This is a genomic window from Bifidobacterium dolichotidis (genome assembly GCF_003951975.1).
Lineage (GTDB): Bacteria > Actinomycetota > Actinomycetes > Actinomycetales > Bifidobacteriaceae > Bifidobacterium > Bifidobacterium dolichotidis.
Window position 1 is genome coordinate 484,827 of the sequence record NZ_QXGM01000002.1, and the last position, 21,813, is coordinate 506,639.

The following is a 21,813-nucleotide window of genomic DNA, read 5'->3' on the forward strand; positions in this document are numbered from 1 at the left end:
AGGACTGACATGACATACCAATCAGCTTCCAACAGAGACACTTCGCTGCACACGCTTTCGGTGCTCGTCGAGAACCGTCCGGGCGTGCTCGCACGTATTTCTGGCCTATTCGCTCGCCGTGCGTTCAACATCAACTCGCTTTCAGTGTCGCCTACGGAGCGCCCTGATATTTCGCGTATTACGGTTACGGCCGCTGTTGACGAGGTGCCGCTCGATCAGATTGTGAAGCAGCTCAATAAGTTGCTGCACGTGCTCAAAATCGTTGATCTCGATCCGAACACCACGGTAGAGCGCGAGCTTGTGTTGATTAAGGTTGCGGCCAATCAGACGAATCGTTCTGATGTGCTCGAGATTGTGCGTTTGTTCCGCGTTCGCGTTGTTGACGTCAATCCAGATTCGTTGACGATCGAGGCCACGGGTGCGAGCGGCAAAATCGACGCGCTGCTGAGCTTGCTTGAGCATTACGGCATTATTGAGCTCGTCCGCTCGGGTTCCGTCGCCGTTACGCGCGGTCCGAAGGCGCTCAGTGAGAAGGTTATGGGTTCTGAAATTACTGGACGCTGAGTTCGTCTCGTAATTGCTCTGCCGAACTCTGTTTGAGATTTCTTATTTCTGTCTCACCTCATGAGCAGATCAGCCCAGTGCTTCACGCACTGGGCTTTTTGCTACGCGGCCACTATCACAGCTGTTACGACATTGCGGCATTGGTATTGCTACTTTGGCATTGCCAATTGCCGCGCGACAGTTGGCTCACCACCTCTACCCCACTGTGCGCCCTTCTGATTACAGTGGTTATTTATGCCAACATATGATCTCGGACTCGAGCATGTTTCGCTCGCATTTGCTACAAAAACCGTGTTCACCGACGTTACCCAAGGTGTTTTTGAGGGTGACCGTATTGGCATTGTGGGCCGCAATGGCGATGGTAAGTCCACGCTGTTGCGCATGTTTAAGGGCACGCAAGAGCCAGACTCAGGTAAGGTCACAATTCGTGGTGGCCTGACGTTTGGCATGCTCGAACAGCGTGATCCACTCGATGACAACGCCACATTGCGCGAAGCTGCACTCGGCGGCATGGAAGACTACGAGTGGGCTAGCCAGCAGCGCAGCCGTGAAATTGTTGAGGCACTGCTCGGCGGTATGGATCTGGAAGCCAAGGTTGGCACACTGTCTGGTGGTCAGCGTCGTCGTGCTGATTTGGCACGCCTGCTGCTTAAAGACTGGGATATTCTGGCACTTGATGAGCCTACAAACCACTTGGATGTGGTTACGATTCATTGGCTCGCTGAACATTTGAAGAACCGTTGGCCAAAGGGCCAGGGTGCTTTGCTGCTCGTCACACACGATCGTTGGTTCCTTGACGAAGTGTGCGAGTCGATGTGGGAAGTGCACGATGGCGTTATAGAGCCATTTGAGGGCGGTTATAGCGCTTATATGATGCAGCGCGTGGAGCGTGATCGTCAGGCCGATGTACGCGAAACCAAGCGTCGCAACCTCGCACGTAAGGAACTTGCATGGTTGTCTCGCGGCGCTCGTGCACGTTCTACGAAGCAGAAGTTTCACGTGAAAGCAGCACGTGAGCTTATTGCTGATGTGCCGCCAATGCGTAATACGCTTGAGCTCAAGCAGATGGCAACGTCTCGTTTGGGTAAGCAGGTTGTTGATCTCATTGATGTAACGCAGATTTTCGATCGCGCTAATGCCGCTGAAGCTGCTGCCGATCCTGATGCTGCTGAGGTCTTCCACGAGGGCGAAACAAGCGCAACGCAGGATATTGTGCCACCAATGATCGAGGAGCCACAGGTCTATGGCTCGGTCACCATTAACGTTGATTCGCCTGATGATCCTCGCCTGCACAATGGCAAGTCGCCAGCGGCGGCCATTGATGCACAGCACGGAAATCAAGAAGAAACAAACCCAGAAGAAGTGACAGCTGCGCACGAAGTGACAATTTCGGGACGCAAGCTGCTTGATGACGTAACGTGGCTGATCGGCCCAGGCGATCGATTCGGCATTGTGGGCGCAAACGGCGCAGGTAAGTCGACGCTGCTCAAGATTTTGGACGGTACGCTGACGCCTACGCAGGGCCATGTCAACGTTGGCAAGACCGTGAAGTTCGCTGTACTGTCGCAGCGTTTGGACGAACTTGAGAAGCTCGGCAACTACAAAATTAAGGAAGTGCTGAGCCGTTACAAGCCAAGCTACATTGTGGACGGCAAGGAAGTGACGCCAGGCCAGCTCATGGAGCGCTTGGGCTTCGAGGCCGCACAGCTGATGACGCCAATTCGCGATCTTTCGGGCGGTCAGAAGCGCCGTATGCAGCTGCTGCTGATCCTGCTTGACGAGCCAAACGTGCTCATTATGGATGAGCCAGGTAACGATCTCGACACCGATATGCTCGCTGTTATGGAGGATCTGCTCGATACATGGCCGGGCACGCTGATTGTCGTTTCGCACGACCGTTATCTGCTCGAACGCGTTACCGATCAGCAGTTCGCACTCGTCGGCGGCAAGATTCGTCATTTGCCTGGCGGTGTGCAGGATTATCTCGACATGGTTGAGGGCTTCAAGAACGGTTCTGACAAGTCGAGTAACGCTGGTTCTGGTGCGTCTGCTGGTGCTGCTGCAGGTTCTGATTCTGCTGATTCCTCGACTAGCGCTGATGCCGCTGCAGCAAAGAAGCCAAAGCTTTCTGGCAAGGAATTCAACGATGCTCGCCGTCGCGTGGCTTCGATTGAGCGCCGTTTGCAGAAGCTGGAGAAGCAAAAGGATGAGCTTGAGCAGCGTATGGCTGCCGCTGATCCAAGCGATTACACGGCATTGAATGAGATGAACCACGATTTGCAGAAGCTCAATAATGAGTCCAATGCATTAGAAGAAGAGTGGCTCATGCTCGGCGAAAAGATGGAAGGCTGAGCTAGCGCGAAAGTGCCTTCGAATACGTGGCGCAACGAGCTGCAAAGCCTGAGAATACGGACTCAGCGAGCGGAGCGATCATGCTGTTTGCCTCGGCATATGCTTCGCGCAGCTGAGACTTCGAGCCACGTGCTGCCTTCAGCTGCTTGACCATCATTGGCTCTTCAAGCCACTCCTCAAGCAGCTGAGGCGTGACCTCAAGGTGGAACTGCATACCAAGCGCCGAACCGAAACGGAATGCTTCAACCTTCGTACGCTCAGAACGTGCGAGTAACTGTGCATCTTGTGGCAGCGAAACCGTATCGCTGTGCCAGTTGAGCACAGCCAAGTTCTTTGACCACATCGAGAAATAGTCGTGCTTATCCACGCGTTTGATGGAACCGATACCGATTTGTGGATCTCCAGAATGCAGCTTGGCACCTAAAGCCGTTGCAATAATTTGGTGGCCTAAACACACGCCAAGCACTGGCTTGCCAACACTAATAGCTGCACGAACGAGTTTTGCTTCGGCCTTCAAACCTGGGAACTTATCGAAGTCCGTTGCGCCCATTGGACCGCCCATAACCACAAGTCCAGCAACCTCGTCAAAATCTGGCAGGTCTGGCTTCTTTTGTGTGGCGATACTCAATGTTTGTACGGGCAGTTCGCATTCCTCTAAGTACGAAAGAATGCGACCTGGTTTCTCCCATGTTGCATGCTGCAGCACAAGAACTTCGGGTTTACTCATGCGCACCATATTAGCGAGTGATACTCGTAATGCCCATGATCAGTGAAATCTGCAGGTTTTGGAATAACCCCGAAAGCAACCGAATTGTAATACGCCACAACAGTAGTGAATATTATTTGCGCATTTGCGAGGCACTGCGTGTATGAAGATGAAGTCCTCGTTCGCGGACATGGATAAAGAGTTGCTATTGTCACGCAAGCTTTATACGCTGGGCGCATGAATCAACCGCAATTAGCCAATGCTGCCGCCGGATTAACGCTATACGATACCGCTTCTCATACGGTGTCTGCATTCCACTCTATTCAACCGGGAAAAGTCGGCATCTATGTCTGCGGTGCCACTGTGCAGAGCTCGCCTCATATTGGTCATATTCGCGCTGCTGTGGCATTCGATATTGTTCGTCGTTGGTTTGAACGTCTGGGTTATGACGTGACGTTCGTGCGCAACGTGACCGATATTGACGACAAAATTCTTGATAAGTCCGCAGCCGCTGGTCAGCGCTGGTGGGAGCGCGCTTATATTTATGAGCGCGAATTCACGAAGGCCTATGACGAGCTCGGCGTACTGCCACCAACCTATGAGCCACGTGCAACTGGCCACATGATGGATATGGTCTCGCTGATTCAGCGCATTATTGACCGTGGTCATGCTTATGTGGTGCGCGATGAGCAGGGCAATCCAACGGGCAATGTGTACTTTGATGTGGCTTCGTGGCCTCACTATGGTGAGCTGACGCATCAGAAGCAGACTGCTCAGGGCACTGAGACGGTTACCGATATTGATGCTGTTGACGTTGAAGTTGACGAAGCCGCTCGTATTGCTGATGCTATGGGTCCTTCGGTGGATGCTGCTGGTGATGATAAGTACAACCCAGTTGATCCTGCTGATATGTCGCCTGATAAGCACGATGTGCGTGACTTTGCTCTGTGGAAGGCTCCTAAGGATACGGATCCTGAGGATGCTCGTTGGAGCACGCCATTCGGTGAAGGTCGCCCAGGCTGGCACATTGAGTGCTCGGCTATGAGCCACCGCTACTTGGAAGGCATGTTCGATATTCACGGTGGCGGTCTTGATCTGCGCTTCCCTCACCATGAGAACGAGATGGCTCAGACGCGTGCTGCTGGTTATGATTCGGCAGCTCGTTGGATGCACTCGGCTTGGGTTACTGCCAAGGGCGAGAAGATGAGCAAGTCGCTCGGCAATGGTCTTTCAGTGCCAGCTGTGTTGGCAGAGAACCCAGCTTGGGTTGTTCGTTATGCTCTGGGTTCGGTGCAGTACCGTTCCATGCTCGAATGGTCTGATCAGACGCTGGCTGAGGCTAATGCAGCGTATGAGCGCGTCATGAACTTCATTTCGCGTGCTGAAGATGTGCTTGGCGAGCAGGTGGATCGTGCTGAGATTGTGGCTCAGCGTGCTGATGATCTGCCAGTTGACTTCGTAAACGCTATGAACGACGACATTAACGTGTCTGGCGCTTTGGCTGCTGTGTTCACTGCAATTCGTAATGGCAATGCATTGATGGATGCTAAGGCCGATTCGGATCAGATTCGTGCAGCACTGGTTTCGGTCCGTGCCATGCTCGATACGCTGGGTCTGGATCCTGAGGCTGATCCATGGAAGACCGAGGAATCGGGTCAGGCTACGGAAGTACTGGGCAAGCTGATTGAAGCTCAGCTGGAGGCTCGTACTGAGGCTCGTAAGAATAAGGACTTTGCTACAGCCGATGCTATTCGCGACAGCCTGACGGCTGCAGGCATCACGATTGAGGACACTCCTCAGGGCCCAACGTGGTCGATCTGATGTAGGTCGTACATCAACTCGTTGATCAACTCCGTTGGTCACCTATGTTGATGAAATAAATGGAGGCATTGCCTTGAGCTGTAAGGCTTCGGGCAATGCCTCCATTTATTTTTTCTGGGGGGATTATTCAATTCTCTTGTTCAGAGTCTGGTTTTTGTGGTTCATCATTGGATTCAGTAAGCCGTATTGAACATGCTTCATCGGTTGATAATGCACCAGTAAGTGATGCATAAAGTCGGCGAACGAGTCGCTGCCCTTCTTCTGTATGTGCTCGATTGGCGCCAGTGCGAAGCAGATGAACAGCAACTTCTGAAACGATGCGACCTGGCGTAGAGCCCAGTACTAAAATTCGATCGGCCATTTGTACGGCTTCTTCGATGTTGTGCGTCACTATCAACACCGAACTCAAGCCTTCACGCTGCTGCTGCCACAACTCGATAACGAGTGTGCGCAGCTGCTGTGCTGTTTGCACATCCAGTGCTGAAAATGGCTCATCCATCAACAAGGCTTGTGGCCGTACTGCGAGCGCTCGAGCCAGACCCACGCGTTGGCACATTCCTCCCGAAAGCTGTTTCGGGAAGGATTGTTCACATCCATGGAGTCCAACAGCATCAATAACGCTTTGTGCTCGCGCTTTGCGTTCTGAACGCGTGAGGTTGGCGCGTTCTAGTCCGATCTGCACATTGTCAATGACGGTAAGCCATGGCAGTAATGCGAATGATTGGAAGACCATAGCTGCATCTGGAGCAGGTCCGGTTAAGGGCTGCCCGTGCGTAAAAACTTGGCCATCAGTTGGCGTAATCAGGCCTGCCAGCATGCGCAGTAACGTCGATTTGCCAGCACCAGAGTGACCGAGTAACGCCACAATTTCTCGTTTGCGGAGCGCTACTGAAATGTTTGAACACACGACGTGCTTCTGTCCTCGATCATTTGTGTACTGCTTCGACAGGCAACGCCCTTCAATAAGCGCATCACGTTGTAGTTCAGGTGATTCACTCATTGCTGGTGCTGCTAGAGCTACTCGCTCAAGGTTTGGTGGTGCAAAATTCATGGTTCACTCCCCTGCTCATTCGTTGAAGTGTGGGTGAATAGATATGTCGCTTACGTGTGTATTGCAATGCAACTTGCTTACGTGCGGGGCAACTTGCTTACGTGCGGGGCAACTTGCTTACGTGCGAGGCAACTTGTGTGGATGGATTTATCGCAAGGTGTAACGGCTTGAAGCCAAACGTTCGAGTGGTCGCCACAGCATTTGGTTGACGGCGAGCACGAACATCGTCATGACGAGTACGCCGAGCAGCACGCTGAAGCGGTCACCTTGATCAGTGGCTTGCGTAATAAATGCGCCTAAGCCTCGTGCGGTCATTGTGGTGTTGCCGTAGGTAACCGCTTCAGAAACAACGGACGCGTTCCATGCACCGCCTGCTGCTGTGAATGCGCCAGTAACCCATGGACCAAAAATGGCCGGCAGAATGAGCTTGCGCCATGTTTGGAATCGTGAGCAGTGCAGGGCCGTCATCATTTCACGTAAATCATCGGGAATCTGGCTGGCGCCTGCTATGACGTTGAACAAGATGTACCACTGTGTGCCTAATGCCATGAGGAACAGGCTTCCCCATCCCATATTGATGTGCCATGCCAAGAACCACATGAGCACGAATGGGAACAAGAAGTTTGCTGGGAAACTCGCCATCAATTGCACAATTGGCTGAGCAATGCGGCTGAGCTTTGGCGACATACCAATGTGCACGCCAACTGGAATCCAGATAATCGAGCACAACACTGTTAGCAGCATGACACGTGCGAAGGTCAGGGATCCTAATTCGACTACGCGTACGGATTCTTCGAAGGCCTGATGCTCTACAACAGCCATACCGAACCAAGCCATGACACCAGCAATTGTCGTGCCCGCAAACGTAGCGAACAGCACATCTGCAATGCGCTTACGTGCGGCGGCGGAAATGTGTGGCAATACGAGGCAGGCCTTGCAGTTCCTTACGAGCTGCTGCAGCATACGATGCAGTGTTGCACGTGAAACGCACCAATGCTGGCGCAGTTTCATCACACAAGGCAGGTCCGTCATGCGAAGCAACAGCTGCTTGAGCTCCGTAAGATGCGACTGATGAATCACATTGAGAATGCAACTGCTACGCACAGGAGCTGATGCTGTTGCCGTCATACGGAAACGCTCTGCCCAGGCGGTCAACGGCTTCCATAACACCAAATCGAGGCCAATAACAATAACGGCCATGGCGCCGATTGCAGCGAGCACACCGACCATATTGCGCTGTGCAATACACACGCCAACGAAGCTGCCGATGCCTGGCAACGTATAGGAGTCATTGCCAACGGAGATGAGTTCGGAAGCCGTGAGGAAGAACCATCCACCACCAACGCTCATCATGCAGTTCCACAGCAATGGCACCATGGCATGCGGAATATCAATGCGCACAAAGCGCTGCCAAGCGCTCAAATGGAACATGCGTGCTGCATCGTTAAGCTCCGCCGGCTCACTAATCAGTGAACGATGGAACGAAAATGTCATATTCCATACTTGACTCGTAAAAATAGCGAACACCGCTGCACATTCAACGCCGAGCTGCGAGTTTGGAAACAGTGCCATCCACACGGTTAACGTAGCCGAGAGGAATCCAAGAATTGGCACCGACTGCAGCACGTCAAGAATGAGCAGAATTGGACGGCCGAGTCGCTTACAACGAGCGGCCATCGTGCCCACAATCAGCGTGAATATCAGCGAGTACACGAGCGCTACCAACATGCGCGTTATAGAACGCATCGCATAGTACGGCAGCATGCCGAGTCGTACATCAAGATTTGGATTCAGCGTTGCCAGTGGTTGTGCTGCATCATGCAGCATCCACACCAGCATGGCCGCGCTGGAGCCGATTAGTGCAACTACTGCAATATCAGCAGCAATGCGCATAACTTGCTTATGTGCGGGAAGAAGATGTACACCTCGAGTTACGCGGATTTGGCATGCGTCTACTCTGGTCATAGTGAACCCCAATTCGGGTCAGGGCAGCATAACGCCGCCCGAACGGCATATTTCATCCGTCCGTGCGTGGGTCCACTTCAAGGCTCCAGATCAGTTCAAAAGTCACCGTTGAGGCGTCGCCCAGGCACGAACGCCAACTACTACTCGGGTCGTCCTCGAGTGAGGTAGGTACCGTCAGCTCCATGGGTCACCTCCTTTTGTGCGTTAAACGTTTGGCTTATTTTTATTGATTTTTGTGGTTATTCCTTGCAGTTTCGCGCGCTTCATGCCGGTATGGTCACTATGACGCACTGCATAAATCATCAATAATTTCTTGAACCGTCGTAACCATAGGCGAAAACAATACCCCCGTCAAAGCCGAAATATGAACGGCATGTTCGTTCGAAAATGGCGGAAATTGAAGGACTTGAGGCGTCGCTTGAAACGAAATTCCACACAGAGTTCATCGAAAATTCAACTGAGCCAAGAATTCCAGCGCCACCTATTTTGAAAATTCAGTTGCAAACTTCGCCTTAAGTATGCTCATTTTCGTTAAGTTCGGCTAAACTTGAGCGCATTATGGCAGCTTTTAGTTCTTTAACAGATAGGCTCTCGAATGCATTCAAGCATTTGAAGAGCAAGGGTAAACTTTCCGAAGCCGATATTGACGGTACGATTCGCGAGATTCGCCGTGCATTGCTCGACGCTGATGTGTCGCTCGAGGTCGTGCGTTCGTTCACTGCTCGCGTGCGTGAACGTGCCCTTGGTGCTGAGGTGTCTGAAGCACTAAACCCAGCACAGCAGGTTGTAAAGATCGTTAACGATGAGCTGACCGATATTCTCGGCCAGGGCGTTGAACGTCCTCTGAACTTTGCTAAGCAGCCACCAACGATTATTATGCTCGCTGGTCTGCAGGGTGCTGGTAAGACGACGCTTGCTGGCAAGCTCGGCTACTGGCTCAAGGAATCGGGCCACACGCCACTGCTCGTGGCAGCTGATTTGCAGCGTCCAAACGCTGTGACGCAGCTCGAAGTCGTCGGTGAGCGCGCAGGTGTTCCTGTGTACGCTCCTGAGCGCGGTGTGCAGTCGGATGGCGGCGAAGCTGTTGCAGCTCCAGGTGCTACGACGGGTGATCCAGTCAAGGTTGCTCGCGACTCGGTCGAGTACGCACGTCAGAAGCTGTATGACACGGTTATTATCGATACGGCTGGTCGTTTGGGCGTTGACGAAGAGCTCATGAAGCAGGCTCGCGATATTCGCGATGCTGTGCATCCACAGGAAGTGCTGTTCGTTATTGACGCCATGATCGGTCAGGATGCTGTGCGTACGGCACAGGCCTTCAATGAGGGCGTTGACTTCACTGGCGTTGTGCTTTCGAAGCTCGATGGCGATGCTCGCGGCGGTGCTGCCCTGTCGGTTGCATCGGTGACTGGTAAGCCAATTCTGTTTGCTTCGAACGGTGAGGGTCTGAAGGACTTCGAGGTCTTCCACCCTGATCGTATGGCATCGCGCATCCTCGATATGGGCGATATTCTGACGCTTATTGAGCAGGCTCAGCGTCAGTTCGACGAGGAAGAAAGCCGTAAGGCTGCTGAAAAGCTCGCTGAGGGCTCATTCGGTCTCGATGACTTCTTGGAGCAGCTGCAGCAGGTGCGCAAGCTTGGCTCGATGAAGTCGCTGCTCGGCATGATTCCTGGTATGGCTCAGCACCGCAAGGAACTTGAGCAGTTCGATGAGCGCGAGATTGATCGTACGGAAGCAATTATTCGTTCGATGACGCCTCAAGAGCGCCGCGACCCAAGCATTATTGACGGTTCGCGTCGTGCTCGTATTGCTTACGGTTCTGGTGTAACCGTGAGCGCCGTGAATGCTCTGCTGCAGCGCTTCGATCAGGCAGCCAAGATGATGAAGCGCATGGGTAACAAGATGGGCATGGGCGGCCTCGGCTTCATGGGCGGTGGCTCTACTTCGCCTCGTAAGAACAAGAAGGGCAAGAAGGGTAAGAAGGGCGGTTCACGCTCGGGCAACCCAATGAAGCGCGAAGCAGAAGAAAAAGCATTGCGCGCTAAGCTCTCGGGCGCTCCAAGCCAGTCGGGTTCTGCATTCATGAAGAAGCCTTCGAATGGTCTGTCTGAAGAGCTGCAGAACATGATCGACCAGAACGGTGGCATGCCAAACCTTGGCGGCGGCCTGGGCGGTCTGCTGGGCTGATTTCTTCGGCTACACTGTTAACGATGCCCGTTGCGGATAGGTAGTGAATCCGCAACGGGCACTTTGTTACTCTGGCACAGTTACGCTTCTTGTTTCACTGCTTGCACAGTTACGCTTCTTGTTTCACTGCACGTTTTGCTCGGTGAACCCAAGGAGTAGCCTCGAAACCATGATCGCCGTGCTCTGGATTTTATTAGTAATCTGCCTGATTTGGCTTATGCTCACCGAACTGCCTGCAGGTTGGGATGGTCATTTACCACTGCCCTATGTGATTGCACTTTCCCCATTTCTGTGGATTCCTGCAGTTATTTTCACCGTTTGGGGCATTGTTATTCAAAACTGGGGCTTCACACTGTGTGCAGCTGCATTCCTGATTGCTTCAACAGCACGTGGTGCCGCCTATATTATGAACGATCTCAAGGCGCCAAACACAGCACAGGCTGTTGCAGATCATATTGCTAAGAACAAGGCTCGTAAGGCTTTGCAGCAAGCCGCACTTGACGCAGATTTGACTGCTACTCATAACGATTCTGCAGCTGCCACTGCCCCATCGGATGCTGCCGCAGCTGACGCTACTGCCGTTACCGCCGCTACACCAACTGAACTTGGTGATACATGCCGTTTTATGACGCTGAACTGCCGCTTTGGTCGTGCACAAGCAAGCCACATTGTGCAAGCTGTGCGTACGCGCTCTATTGATGTACTGGCTTGCCAAGAGATGTCCGATTCGTTTGTTGCTGAGCTCGAAGCTCAGGGTATTAACGAACTCTTGCCATTCCACGAATTTGGTCACGAACACAACAACGATAACGGTGGTTTCAACGGCATTTGGTCGCGTGTGAAGCCAACGATGACTATGCATTCGTCTTGTGCTATTCCAGCTGCTGAAGTGCCTGCTATGGTGCTGCCAGTTGATGAGCAGACCACGGTAACGGTGGCGAGCGCTCATACGAAGTCACCAATGCGCGGTTGCGTGCAATGGTCGCAAGGCTGCATTGGTCTTGGTGAACTCGTAAAGGGTCTGCCAATACAAGATGAGTCAGCACAAGATGAGGCTGCTCTGGAACAGGCAGAATCTATTGCCAGCGCGATTGAAGAAGTGGCAGAAACCGATGCTGATGCCAAGCTAGCTGCTGTTGCTGAGCATATTGAAGAATCCGTAAGCACAGCACTGCCTCAGAACGTTGTTGTGGTGATGGGTGATCTGAACTCGAGTATTGTGCACCCAAGCTTCCGCAAGCTGCTGTCGTTCGGCTTCCATGATGCAGCACTGAGCGAGGCCAAGGGCAAGCATCCAACGTATCCTCGTTGGCTGCGCTGGCCTCGCATTGTGCTCGACCACATTCTGTTTACGGGCCATACCCAAGCAACCGATGTGGATTCCTTTACGATTGCTGGCACCGATCACTTGGCATTAACTGCTACGCTGCATTTCCACAGCAAGCAGGCCAAGTAACCAGTCAAGCAAACCAAGCAATGCGCTTAACAGTGCATTCAGTACCGCACTGATTAAACGCATCACCTATGCGCCCAATTGTGCACTTACCGCTAGTGTGCGATTGGGCGCAACGTTACTGCAAACGTGAACTGCGAAGCATCCAAACGGTACTGCTCAGCAAGCTGTGGACCGCAACTATTGGATCCAATGCCTGACTGCATGTAATCAATGCTGATTACATTGGCTTCCTTGCAACGCTCAAGTTCATAATCATGAGCCGCAGCCGTCATCGCTTCAGCCGTGTATGGCAGCGCCTGGAAATCAAACGTGCGGTGAGGTGCATGCACATGCTGTGCTGCATTGTTAGCAGTAGAAACATTGGTGCCAGCAACGTTGGCAGCAGCACCATCGCCACCGAGTACGAGCAGTGCACAGCCATCACCGGCGACCATAGCCCACGAGCAATCGTGGTGGTTGCCGTTTTCTTGCGGCTTGATTTCATGCTCGACCAGCGTCTCCGGCGTACCTTCAAACAGGCCATGCCAGCACGAATGATGCTTATCGATATAGCTCTCGTTTGGACCAAGACCGCAGTACGTCACGTTTGGCATCGTGCGTGGCACAAACAGTCGCAGACCAAATCGTGGCAAGAATGGGAAGCCCTCAGTACGATCCACATCCATGCGCAGCGCCACTGCTCCATCGGCATGAATCGTCCAAATCGTATCGATTGTGGCAATACGCTGCACAGCAGGAGCCACAAGACCCATGCGCACGCGCACTTCCACAGCGGTTACCGACACGTCTGGCGTCGTCTCTTCTGCCGGCTCATCATTAGCGATATTGATCTGGCCAATACCACTCGAGCCCACAGCCTGCAGCTGCACATCATAGGCACGCACATAAGCGTGATCGTATTGGGCTAGCTGCCACTGCTCGCGAATGTAGCGATCGTTATCGGTTGGTGCACGCCAAATCTGCAGCTGCATTGGCTGCGTCAGCAACGAGCGCTGAGCAAAGCTCATCTGATCGAACATACCCGTGCGCTTGTTGAGCAGGTAACGCCACTGCGAACCCGTAATTACGTAGTGCGAGCTCGTTTCTGCCACGCTAATCGTGTCACCCTGCTCGTCACCAGCCGCAATTTCTGCATGCTGCTGCTCCACCCACTGGTTTGGCATCGCCTCGTCAACGAGCATCTCATCGAAGCCGAGTTCAAACAGCTCGTCCAGAATCACGTCGTCTGGGTCGCCATAGGTTACGCCCAGATCACCGCGCGTCAGCGCCTGATTCGTCAGGTATCGCACGACTACGCTGACTCGTCCGCTCATCTGCTCGAGTTCGTCAGGGCTTGGGAAGTTTTCGAGTTTAATTTCTGCAGTACCATGCGGAGCAATGCGAAGTTGCTCAGCCGCCTGCTCACTGAACAGGTGGTAGCTTCGCATAACGCCATCTTCGTAGAGTTCCCACATCAGCGTGCATGCGTCGCCAAGCTCGGTGAAGTCGAGCATATTGCGCAGCGTAATCGTGCCCTGCTGCCAGTTTGCAGCCGTTACACGTGCTGGACGGAATACGTTCTTGAACTCATCAAGACCAGAATGTGGTGTGCGATCTGGCGAGACCATGCCATCAACGCAGAAGTTGCCATCATTGAGTTGATCGCCAGAGTCACCGCCATAGGCATAAATGCGCTTACCCGTAGCTGTGGTGCCGCGATCAATGGCGTGATCGCACCATTCCCAGATGTAGCCGCCAATTACACCGTCATACTGCTCAATGCGCTTGAAGTAGTCTTCAAGATCGCCTGGGCCATTACCCATGGCATGGCAGTATTCGCACAACAAATATGGCCTGAGCTTGCCATCGGTTGTCCAACCGTTCTCGCCATTCGCACCGTCAATATCACCAGCAGCATTTGCTTGTGGTCCTTCTGGTGCAAAGTAAGCGTCGATTTCTTCAACCGATGGGTACATACGGCTGTGCACATCAAGATTCGAATAATTGTGGGCATCATGGCCGCCTGGCTCTACATAGCGGGCGCTTTCATAATGCGTCAGCCTGCTTGGATCGAACTGCTTCGTCCACTGCAACGCTGCTTCCATGCAGCAGCCATAGGCACCTTCGTTACCCATCGACCAGAAAATAATGCAGTTATGGTTCTTATCGCGTTCTACACTGCGACGCACACGATCCACCGTAGATGCAATGAATTCTGGATTATTCGCAATTGGACCGTTCCACGCATGTTCCATCAGCTTCATATCTTTGACAGGATCTCCTGTCAGAGGCTGTGCAAGCGCTGCAGCACCATGTGATTCGTAATCAGCTTCGGCAACTACATAGAAGCCCATGCGTTCATAAAGATCGTAGAACTGTGGCGCATTTGGATAATGGCTCGTGCGAATGCCGTTGACGTTGTGCTGCTTCATGAGTTCCAAATCGGTCATCATCTGCTGAGCACTAATCGTGTACCCCGTTTTTGGATCAGAATCATGACGATTCATGCCATGAATCTTGATTGGCTTGCCGTTGATTAGTACACGTTCATGTACGCCATCTGGCACATCAATACTGATGTCGCGCAAGCCTAATGGCTGCGTCATAGATTCGCCTGCACAGGTCTGTTCAAGCGTGTAACAGTAAGGATTTTCAGCATTCCACAGGTGTGCATGAGGCACATCCAATGCAACAGTTGCACGTGAAACAAATGAACCGCTTAAGCCTGTAGGATCGTCAGCTTGTTCAGCAGGATCAGCTGCAACACCAGCAATTGGCTGGCTCACAGCGCGTGCTACCTCAGTACCTGAGGCGTCACGTAATACAACGGTGACTGGGCATACGTTGCCATCGCGGAAATCATAATCAATACGAACGCGAGCCGAATCTGCAGTAGAAGAAGTAGAAGCAGCTGAACTGTCGACAGACGAGTCGGAGTCCGAGCCAGCATCTGCACCGCACGTAACGGAAGTATGTACAAAGTAGTCGCGAATGCCAGAAACTGGGCGGTTCAGCAGATAGACGTCGCGGAAGATGCCAGACATGCGGAACTTGTCTTGATCTTCAAGATACGTGCCATCGCACCACTTGAGCACGAGCACAGCCAACGTATTATCGCCAGGCTGCAGCGCGTCAGAAACGTTGAACTCACTCGTACTATGCGAAACCTGCGAGTAGCCCACGAAGTCGCCATTGAGCCACACAAAGAAGCACGAGTCCACGCCTTCAAAATTCAGATACGTCAGCGGAGCCGCTGGATCAGGCTCGAACTCAAAATGACGAATATAAACGGCACAAGGATTGTCTTGCGGCACAAATGGCGGATCGAACGGAATTGGATAACGAATGTTCGTATATTGATTGTGATCGAAGCCGTGCTCCTGCCAAACACTTGACACAGGAATCGTGGTGTAGGCGTCCTTATCGGAAGGCGAAAAACCGACATCATAAAACGCTGGATCGAACGATGCTTGAGCGGTACGAACCTGCTCATCGAGATCGAGCAGGCTGGAATAATAGCGGAAATCCCACTCGCCAGACAGCAGCTGGAAGCGGTCAGAAAGCTCACGCTTCTCCACCGACGTGTCCATTACATGAGACGCCGGAATATAGTACGAACGATTTGGCTCGCAGCCCACATGTAGGGCTTGCAGGTTCTCAAAGAAACGCGGGACAAACATAGACTTAGCCTCCTTGCTCAGCCAAACGCTCGAGCACTATGCATTGTAGAGGACCGTGTTGTATAATCAGGCAGTTATTTGCGCACATGGGACCCTCTCTAACCTGTGGGGCGCAAGGAACGCGTGGGTACGCCAATCTTTGCCCCACAATGAGCGGCGCACACACAACTCTAAGTACCAAGGAGAGCCATTTTGGCAACCAAGATTCGCCTGAAGCGCATGGGTAAGAAGTTCTACGCAATCTACCGCGTAGTCATCATGGATTCGCGTAAGAAGCGCGACGGTAAGGCCATCGAAGAGATCGGTCTGTACAACCCAAACACCCAGCCTTCTACGATCGAAATTAACTCTGAGCGCGCTCAGTACTGGCTCGGCGTTGGCGCACAGCCAACCGAGCAGGTCGAGCACCTGCTCAAGATCACGGGTGATTGGCAGAAGTTCAAGGGCATCAAGGGTGCTGAAGGTCATCTGAAGACCGTCGCCCCTAAGCCAGAAGCTGAGGTCCTCGTGGCTGAGGCTGAGAACGAAGCTCAGAAGCTCAAGGCTGCAAAGTCGGAAGCAGAAGCTAAGGCTAAGGCTGAAGCTGAAGCTGCCGTTGAAGCAGCAGACGAAAAGGTCGAGGCTGCAGAAGCCGCAGAAGCCGTTCAGGAGTGATGCATCATGCTTGCACAAGCCGTGGAACATCTGATTAAGAACATCGTTGATTTTCCTGACGACGTTTCGGTCAAGTCCCATGAAAACGCACGTGGCGAGCTCATTCGCGTCCGCGTTAACCCTGAGGACATTGGCCGCGTAATCGGCCGCTCAGGACGTACAGCTAATGCTGTGCGCACCGTGGTGCAAGCCATGTCGGACCACAAGGTTCGCGTGGACATCATGGACGTGCGTCACTGATTGGCGCATCGGCACAACTTCGGCAGGTAACGCTTGAGGTAGTGATTTGAGCCTGCGCAAGTTCATTGCGTAAACGAACTACTTCGCGTTATACGGACCTATGAATGGGTGATCGCTATGCAGCAAATGCAAGCAGCTAACCCTAGCAGCGACCCTCAGCAGCTTGACCTGCTGAGGGTCGCTCGCGTTGGGCGAGCACAAGGACTCAAAGGTGAAGTAACTGTTCAGAGCTTCACCGACGAACCAGAGTATCGTTACGAGCCTGGTTCCGAGCTGTACACGAAAGACGGCTCACAAGTTTTCGTTGTTGAAGCATCGCGTAGCTTCAAACAGCGTTGGATTCTTAAGTTTGAAGGCATTGATGATCGCAATGCCGCAGAAGCCTTGAATGGCACTGTGCTCTATGGTGAGGCAGACGATCTTGACGCCATGATCGAAGAAGACGTCTGGTATGCCAAGGATCTCGTCGGCCTTGAAGTGCGCCTTGACGAGCAGTGCGAAATGGCTTTTGAAGCAGCAAAGGCTGCTGAAACTGCAGAGACTGCTGAAACCACGGGCGAGGCTGCTGCAGAAACCACTGTAGAAACTGCAGACAGCGTTGATAACTCTCGCATTGTTGGCAAGGTTGTTGACGTGCTCGATGGCCCACAGTGGCTGCTCAAGGTGCGTTTAACGCGTCCTGTTCGTGATGACGATGGCGTGGTTATTCAGAACTCCGCACTGGTTCCATTCGTTGAGCAGATTGTGCCTGTTATTGATCTTGACGAGCAGTATCTGACGATTGATCCACCAGGTGGTTTAATTCCTCAACTGGGTCAGATGGACATTAGCGAAGAAAGCAACTAATCGCTGCTGCTTCGCGGGTCTCTGACCGCTTCATTCGGATTCTCTGCTCGATTCGAATTCCTATTCACTTCACATCCCCACACACTGCATGCGGAAGGCATAACACAAATGGCAACCATGGATATCGACATCGTTTCCGTGTTTCCTGATTACTTCGAGGTCCTGAACCTCTCGCTGCTTGGCAAAGCTCAGCACAAGGGCCTTGTACAGGTTGAAGCGCACGATCTGCGTAACTGGACGCATGATGTGCATCACTCGGTTGATGACACTCCTGTTGGCGGTGGCGCTGGCATGGTGATGAAGCCTGAAGTGTGGGCTGAGTGCCTCGATGATCTGCTGCACTTGGCTCCTGTTGAGGATGCCAGCACGCTGGAGAAGCCAGAGACTCCAAACGAGGAGACTGTGCTGATCTTCCCTAATCCTTCTGCCCCACTGTTTACGCAGGCTGACGCTACAGAGCTCGCGGGTAAGAAGCACCTCGTGTTCGGCTGCGGCCGCTATGAGGGCTATGACGCTCGTATTCCTGAGTACTACCGTCTGCAGGGCGTTGACGTGCGTGAGTACTCGATTGGTGATTACGTGCTCAATGGTGGCGAAGTGGCTGTTTCAGCCATGATTGAGGCCATTACGCGCCTTATGCCGGGCTTCATGGGCAACCATGAGTCGATTGTTGAAGAGTCGTACACGGGCGAGAATGCACTGCTCGAGCACTACCAGTACACGAAGCCAGCCACGTGGCGTGGTCTTGCTGTGCCAGAAGTGCTGCTTTCGGGTGACCATGGCAAGGTTGATCGTTTCCGCCGTGATGAAGCACTGGCTAAGACGACGCGTATTCGCCCTGATCTCATTGAGGCATTGGATTGCCATGCGCTCGACAAGAAGGATCGTAAGGAGCTTATGGAGCTCGGCTGGAATGTCAGCGGCGATCATCCTCGTCGTCACACGAAATGATTTCAGATCATTCGAAGTGATTTCCGATCATTCGAAGTGATTTCCGATCATTCGAAGTGATTTCTGATCATTCGAAATAGTTCCGATCATTCTGGCAGCATGTAGAACACTGCAGTTTCGCCGTAATTACGGCGATCGCAGATCGTCCAACCTTGTGGTGCCTTCGGCTCGGCAGAGCGCGTAGAACGTTCAAGCATAATCACTGATTGCTGTGCGTCTGGATCATCATGCTGGCGTACAAGACCGCCTTCAACAAGACCATTGAGCAACTCATTACAGTCCTCAGTCGTCACTGCATATGGTGGATCGATCAGCACCACGTCAAACAGTGGTTCAACAACGGCATCTGACTTACGTGCCATTTTCTCTACGTAGCGCTCGGCCTGCGAACGCACCACACGTACGCTCATATCAGATTCCCAAGCGCGCTGACGCTTTAACGTTGTTGCCGTCTGCGCCACCAGCTTGGCTGCAGGAGCCGAGGATTCCACGAAAACGCACGACTGTGCACCACGGCTCAACGCCTCAAATCCCAACGCTCCTGTACCAGCGTACAGATCCAGAACACGAGCATCCGGCAGCGTTCCCCACGCGTCTAGACGTGAGAAAATAGCCTCTTTAGTTCTATCGGTTGTAGGCCTTGTGCCCGATCGTGGCGTTGTTAACGGCACACCTTTGAATCGTCCTGCAATAATGCGCATAGTTTCACCTTAACCTTGAGCATTCCAAACCAAGCTCGTCCGAGCATTTCCGTGCCACGCGTTCTACGCACGGTTGGCCCTAGCTCTGGAGGAACGCCTCGTTTCCACGCGTAAAATCAAGTACTGCTCCAGCCAATTCTGGCCACTTACTCAACGTAACATCGCCACTCAGCAGCTCCTCACCCTGCTCGCGGGCCTGAGCGATAAGCGGCGCATCCTTGACGACGCGCAGCAACTTGAGCGAGCTCTTGCCGCCCGACTGAGCGTCGCCGAGCACGTCACCTGCACCACGCAACTCAAGATCCTGCTCAGCAATTTCAGCGCCATCGAGCGTGCCTTCAATAACCTGCAAACGTTGCTCAGCAATAGTGCCAGGTTCAGCTCGCGAGATCAGGAATGCCCACGAGTTGGTACCACCTCGGCCCACGCGACCGCGCAACTGATGCAGCTGAGACAAGCCATATCGGTCGGCATCGAAAATGACAATGCAGCTTGCTTCAGGCACGTCAACGCCAACTTCCACAACGGTTGTGGCCACCAATACAGGCGTACGACCCGATGCGAAATCGGCCATAACAGCCTTCTTCGTCTCATCATCGTCGCGGCCAGTAAGCTGTGCAAAAGCCACACCCTTGAACTGTGGCAGACGCTGCAAACGTTCGATCATTTCTTCAACAGAATGCAGCGGCGGCTTAGGAGCATGCTGCTCACCGTCGTTGTCAAGCTCTTCGTCCGGCATGTCCAACGGCTCATCCGGTTGCGTTTCGTCGGCATCAATGCGTGGGCAAATAATATAGGCGCGCTCCCCCGCATCAATACGCTGGCGAATCAAAGCAAACATGCTAGCCATGCGCGAGCCGTTTTGCTCCTCAACAATAAACGTGCGAATTGGCTTGCGACCACCTGGCAGCTCAGTCAGCTCACTAATATCGAGGTCACCAAACCACGTCATTGCAGCCGTTCGTGGAATTGGCGTTGCCGTCATAACGAGCAGATGCGGGTCACGCTCACCCTTGGTCCGCAACGTTTCACGCTGTTCCACACCGAAGCGATGCTGCTCATCCACCACAGCCAACGCCAAATTCGGCGCTTGGAACGTCTTAGAAAATGCGGCGTGCGTAGCAATAACAATGCACGGATCGCCACTTGCGGCCGCGGCCAGCACTCGACGGCGTTCAGCAAGGCGCATGCCGCCCGTCAGCAGGTACACGGGCACTGCCTCAGTACCCAAGTTCATCTGCTCAATCGTCGTATGCTCGGACTTCTTGTGCGCCTTGCTCGTCGCTGCAGTTGCTTGCGCTGCAGCTTCTGGTTCTGCAGTCTCTTGTTCTGCAGTCTCCAGCGTGAGTTCTTGGCTAAGTTCGTCCGAATTGTCTTCTGATTTTTGAGATGGCTCCATAGCGTGCACCATCTTCGCAATTGAAGCAGCGTGCTGTTCGGCTAACACCTGTGTTGGGGCTACAAGAACAGCCTGATGGCCTGAACCAACAGCTTGCAGCATTGCGGCCACAGCAACCACAGTTTTACCTGAGCCAACCTCACCCTGCAGCAGGCGCTGCATTGGATGATCCTGCTCCATATCAGCACTGATATCGTCCACAACTTGACGCTGGCCATGCGTGAGCTCAAACGGCAGCGAAGCAATAAACGACTGTTCAAGATCAGTATTCTTGCAAGCCCATGCCGTGCTTTGCTGAGCAGTTGCACGACTCATTAGCAAAGCCGTTTGGCAGATAAAGGCTTCTTCAAAGCGCATCGTGCGCACGGCTGCTTTGAACTGATCCACTGATTCTGGATCATGAATCAAGCTCAATGCTTGTGCACGATGCATCAAGTCATCAGCTTGCAGCACCGGTTCAGGCACAATATCTGGAATCGCTTGGCGCAGTGCTTGGCGAGCTTCATCGGATGAATCGTAAATAGAAGTCATCACTGGCTGCTCGACGCCCGTTTGCTGCTGTGGATCCGCAGCAACCATAGGTAGTCCTGCGAGCATGCGTAGGAAGCCCACAATCGTTTCATGAATATGCTCAGTCGAAATACGCGATGATGCATGGTAGACAGGGCGCGGGCGGCATACACGAGCCAAAGCCTGTGCTTCAGAATCGCAGTCGTAGCGCAATCGCGAATGCGTTTCCGTTGCTTCTGCAGCAGCTGGTGCAATGGTCAGAATTTCTGGATGTGTGAACTGCAGTCGATCATTAAATGTGCTTGGATCACCAGCAAATACAATGTGCTGGCCTGGAGCCAAGCGGGATGCCATCCAATCCACATAGGATTTGCGATGCGAGAAGAATACGAGCGAGCATTGCGATGGTCGAACCTTGCGCTGTGCTGCAAACGCACTATCTTCAACAATGACTTCTACGCGAGAACCACGGCGTGCAGCCATGGGCATGACTCGACAATAGCGCACCTGTACCGAGCATGCCATGTGTTCGCCAATACGGGCTTCACTTAGGGCTCGTACTGGTACTGGATTCGTAACGCGGAACGGATAGTAGGTTAAAGCATCAGCCACACTGATTAAGCCCAGTGATTTGAGCGCGCTGACGCGGCGCTTATTAGTAAGCAACGAAGCAATTGGTGTATTCAGTGTGACGGCAGTCATAGGCACCATCCTAGGCGATGCGATAACGCAGATACAGAAAAACCCC

General features: G+C 53.0%; 15 protein-coding genes and 1 pseudogene. 10 read left to right on the forward strand and 6 right to left on the reverse strand.

The features are described 5' to 3' along the window. Positions 1-9: 9 nt before the first annotated feature. Together ilvN and D2E26_RS05885 are read left to right on the forward strand one after the other, a co-directional pair. Positions 10-564: an acetolactate synthase small subunit gene (ilvN, locus tag D2E26_RS05880; RefSeq protein ID WP_125963769.1), complete on the forward strand. Its 555-nt coding sequence runs from the start codon at positions 10-12 to the stop codon at positions 562-564. A gap of 234 nt (positions 565-798) precedes the next feature. Next, complete coding sequence (locus D2E26_RS05885) at positions 799-2,916, forward strand: ABC-F family ATP-binding cassette domain-containing protein (RefSeq protein WP_125963770.1); 2,118 nt, start codon at positions 799-801, stop codon at positions 2,914-2,916. A 1-nt stretch (position 2,917) separates the two neighbouring features. On the opposite strand, the gene D2E26_RS05890 is transcribed toward D2E26_RS05885, so the two are convergent. Continuing rightward, the gene (locus D2E26_RS05890; RefSeq protein WP_125963771.1) at positions 2,918-3,643 is read right to left on the reverse strand and encodes a type 1 glutamine amidotransferase; all 726 of its coding nucleotides are present in this window, start codon (positions 3,641-3,643) and stop codon (positions 2,918-2,920) included. Positions 3,644-3,859: 216 nt separating this feature from the next. On the opposite strand from D2E26_RS05890, the gene cysS reads away from it, so the two are divergent. Continuing rightward, a complete protein-coding gene (gene cysS / locus D2E26_RS05895; protein ID WP_125963772.1) occupies positions 3,860-5,443 on the forward strand; it encodes a cysteine--tRNA ligase in 1,584 nt (527 codons plus the stop codon). A gap of 127 nt (positions 5,444-5,570) precedes the next feature. Here the strand turns inward: cysS and D2E26_RS05900 are convergent, their stop codons facing one another. After that, entirely contained in the window at positions 5,571-6,494 is a 924-nt protein-coding gene (locus tag D2E26_RS05900; RefSeq protein ID WP_125963773.1) for an ABC transporter ATP-binding protein, read from the reverse strand. Positions 6,495-6,641: 147 nt separating this feature from the next. Continuing rightward, positions 6,642-8,459 (reverse strand): ABC transporter permease, encoded by a 1,818-nt coding sequence (locus tag D2E26_RS05905; protein WP_206432074.1) that lies wholly within the window; start codon positions 8,457-8,459, stop codon positions 6,642-6,644. 558 nt (positions 8,460-9,017) lie between these two features. Here D2E26_RS05905 and ffh point away from each other — a divergent pair. Next, positions 9,018-10,649, forward strand: coding sequence for a signal recognition particle protein (gene ffh / locus D2E26_RS05910; RefSeq protein ID WP_125963774.1), 1,632 nt, complete (start codon positions 9,018-9,020; stop codon positions 10,647-10,649). Between the two features lie 142 nt (positions 10,650-10,791). After that, a complete protein-coding gene (locus tag D2E26_RS05915; protein WP_125963775.1) occupies positions 10,792-12,105 on the forward strand; it encodes an endonuclease/exonuclease/phosphatase family protein in 1,314 nt (437 codons plus the stop codon). Positions 12,106-12,197: 92 nt separating this feature from the next. Here the strand turns inward: D2E26_RS05915 and D2E26_RS05920 are convergent, their stop codons facing one another. Then, a complete protein-coding gene (locus D2E26_RS05920; protein ID WP_125963776.1) occupies positions 12,198-15,764 on the reverse strand; it encodes a glycoside hydrolase family 2 TIM barrel-domain containing protein in 3,567 nt (1,188 codons plus the stop codon). A 192-nt stretch (positions 15,765-15,956) separates the two neighbouring features. Between D2E26_RS05920 and rpsP the strand changes: the two genes are divergently transcribed. From rpsP to trmD, 5 genes and pseudogenes are all read left to right on the forward strand, one after another. After that, positions 15,957-16,418: a 30S ribosomal protein S16 gene (gene rpsP / locus D2E26_RS05925; protein ID WP_125963777.1), complete on the forward strand. Its 462-nt coding sequence runs from the start codon at positions 15,957-15,959 to the stop codon at positions 16,416-16,418. 6 nt (positions 16,419-16,424) lie between these two features. After that, complete coding sequence (locus tag D2E26_RS05930) at positions 16,425-16,658, forward strand: RNA-binding protein (RefSeq protein ID WP_125963778.1); 234 nt, start codon at positions 16,425-16,427, stop codon at positions 16,656-16,658. Positions 16,659-16,784: 126 nt separating this feature from the next. After that, positions 16,785-17,150, forward strand: a pseudogene (rimM, locus tag D2E26_RS07670) (ribosome maturation factor RimM); the annotation flags it as partial. 9 nt (positions 17,151-17,159) lie between these two features. After that, the gene (locus D2E26_RS07675; RefSeq protein WP_478213038.1) at positions 17,160-17,504 is read left to right on the forward strand and encodes a hypothetical protein; all 345 of its coding nucleotides are present in this window, start codon (positions 17,160-17,162) and stop codon (positions 17,502-17,504) included. Between the two features lie 117 nt (positions 17,505-17,621). Beyond that, positions 17,622-18,455, forward strand: coding sequence for a tRNA (guanosine(37)-N1)-methyltransferase TrmD (gene trmD, locus D2E26_RS05940; RefSeq protein WP_125963936.1), 834 nt, complete (start codon positions 17,622-17,624; stop codon positions 18,453-18,455). Positions 18,456-18,541: 86 nt separating this feature from the next. Here the strand turns inward: trmD and rsmD are convergent, their stop codons facing one another. After that, positions 18,542-19,156, reverse strand: a complete 615-nt coding sequence (rsmD, locus tag D2E26_RS05945) for a 16S rRNA (guanine(966)-N(2))-methyltransferase RsmD (RefSeq protein ID WP_125963779.1) — start codon at positions 19,154-19,156, stop codon at positions 18,542-18,544. A 79-nt stretch (positions 19,157-19,235) separates the two neighbouring features. Continuing rightward, a complete protein-coding gene (locus D2E26_RS05950; RefSeq protein WP_125963780.1) occupies positions 19,236-21,776 on the reverse strand; it encodes an ATP-dependent DNA helicase RecG in 2,541 nt (846 codons plus the stop codon). Positions 21,777-21,813: the final 37 nt, after the last annotated feature.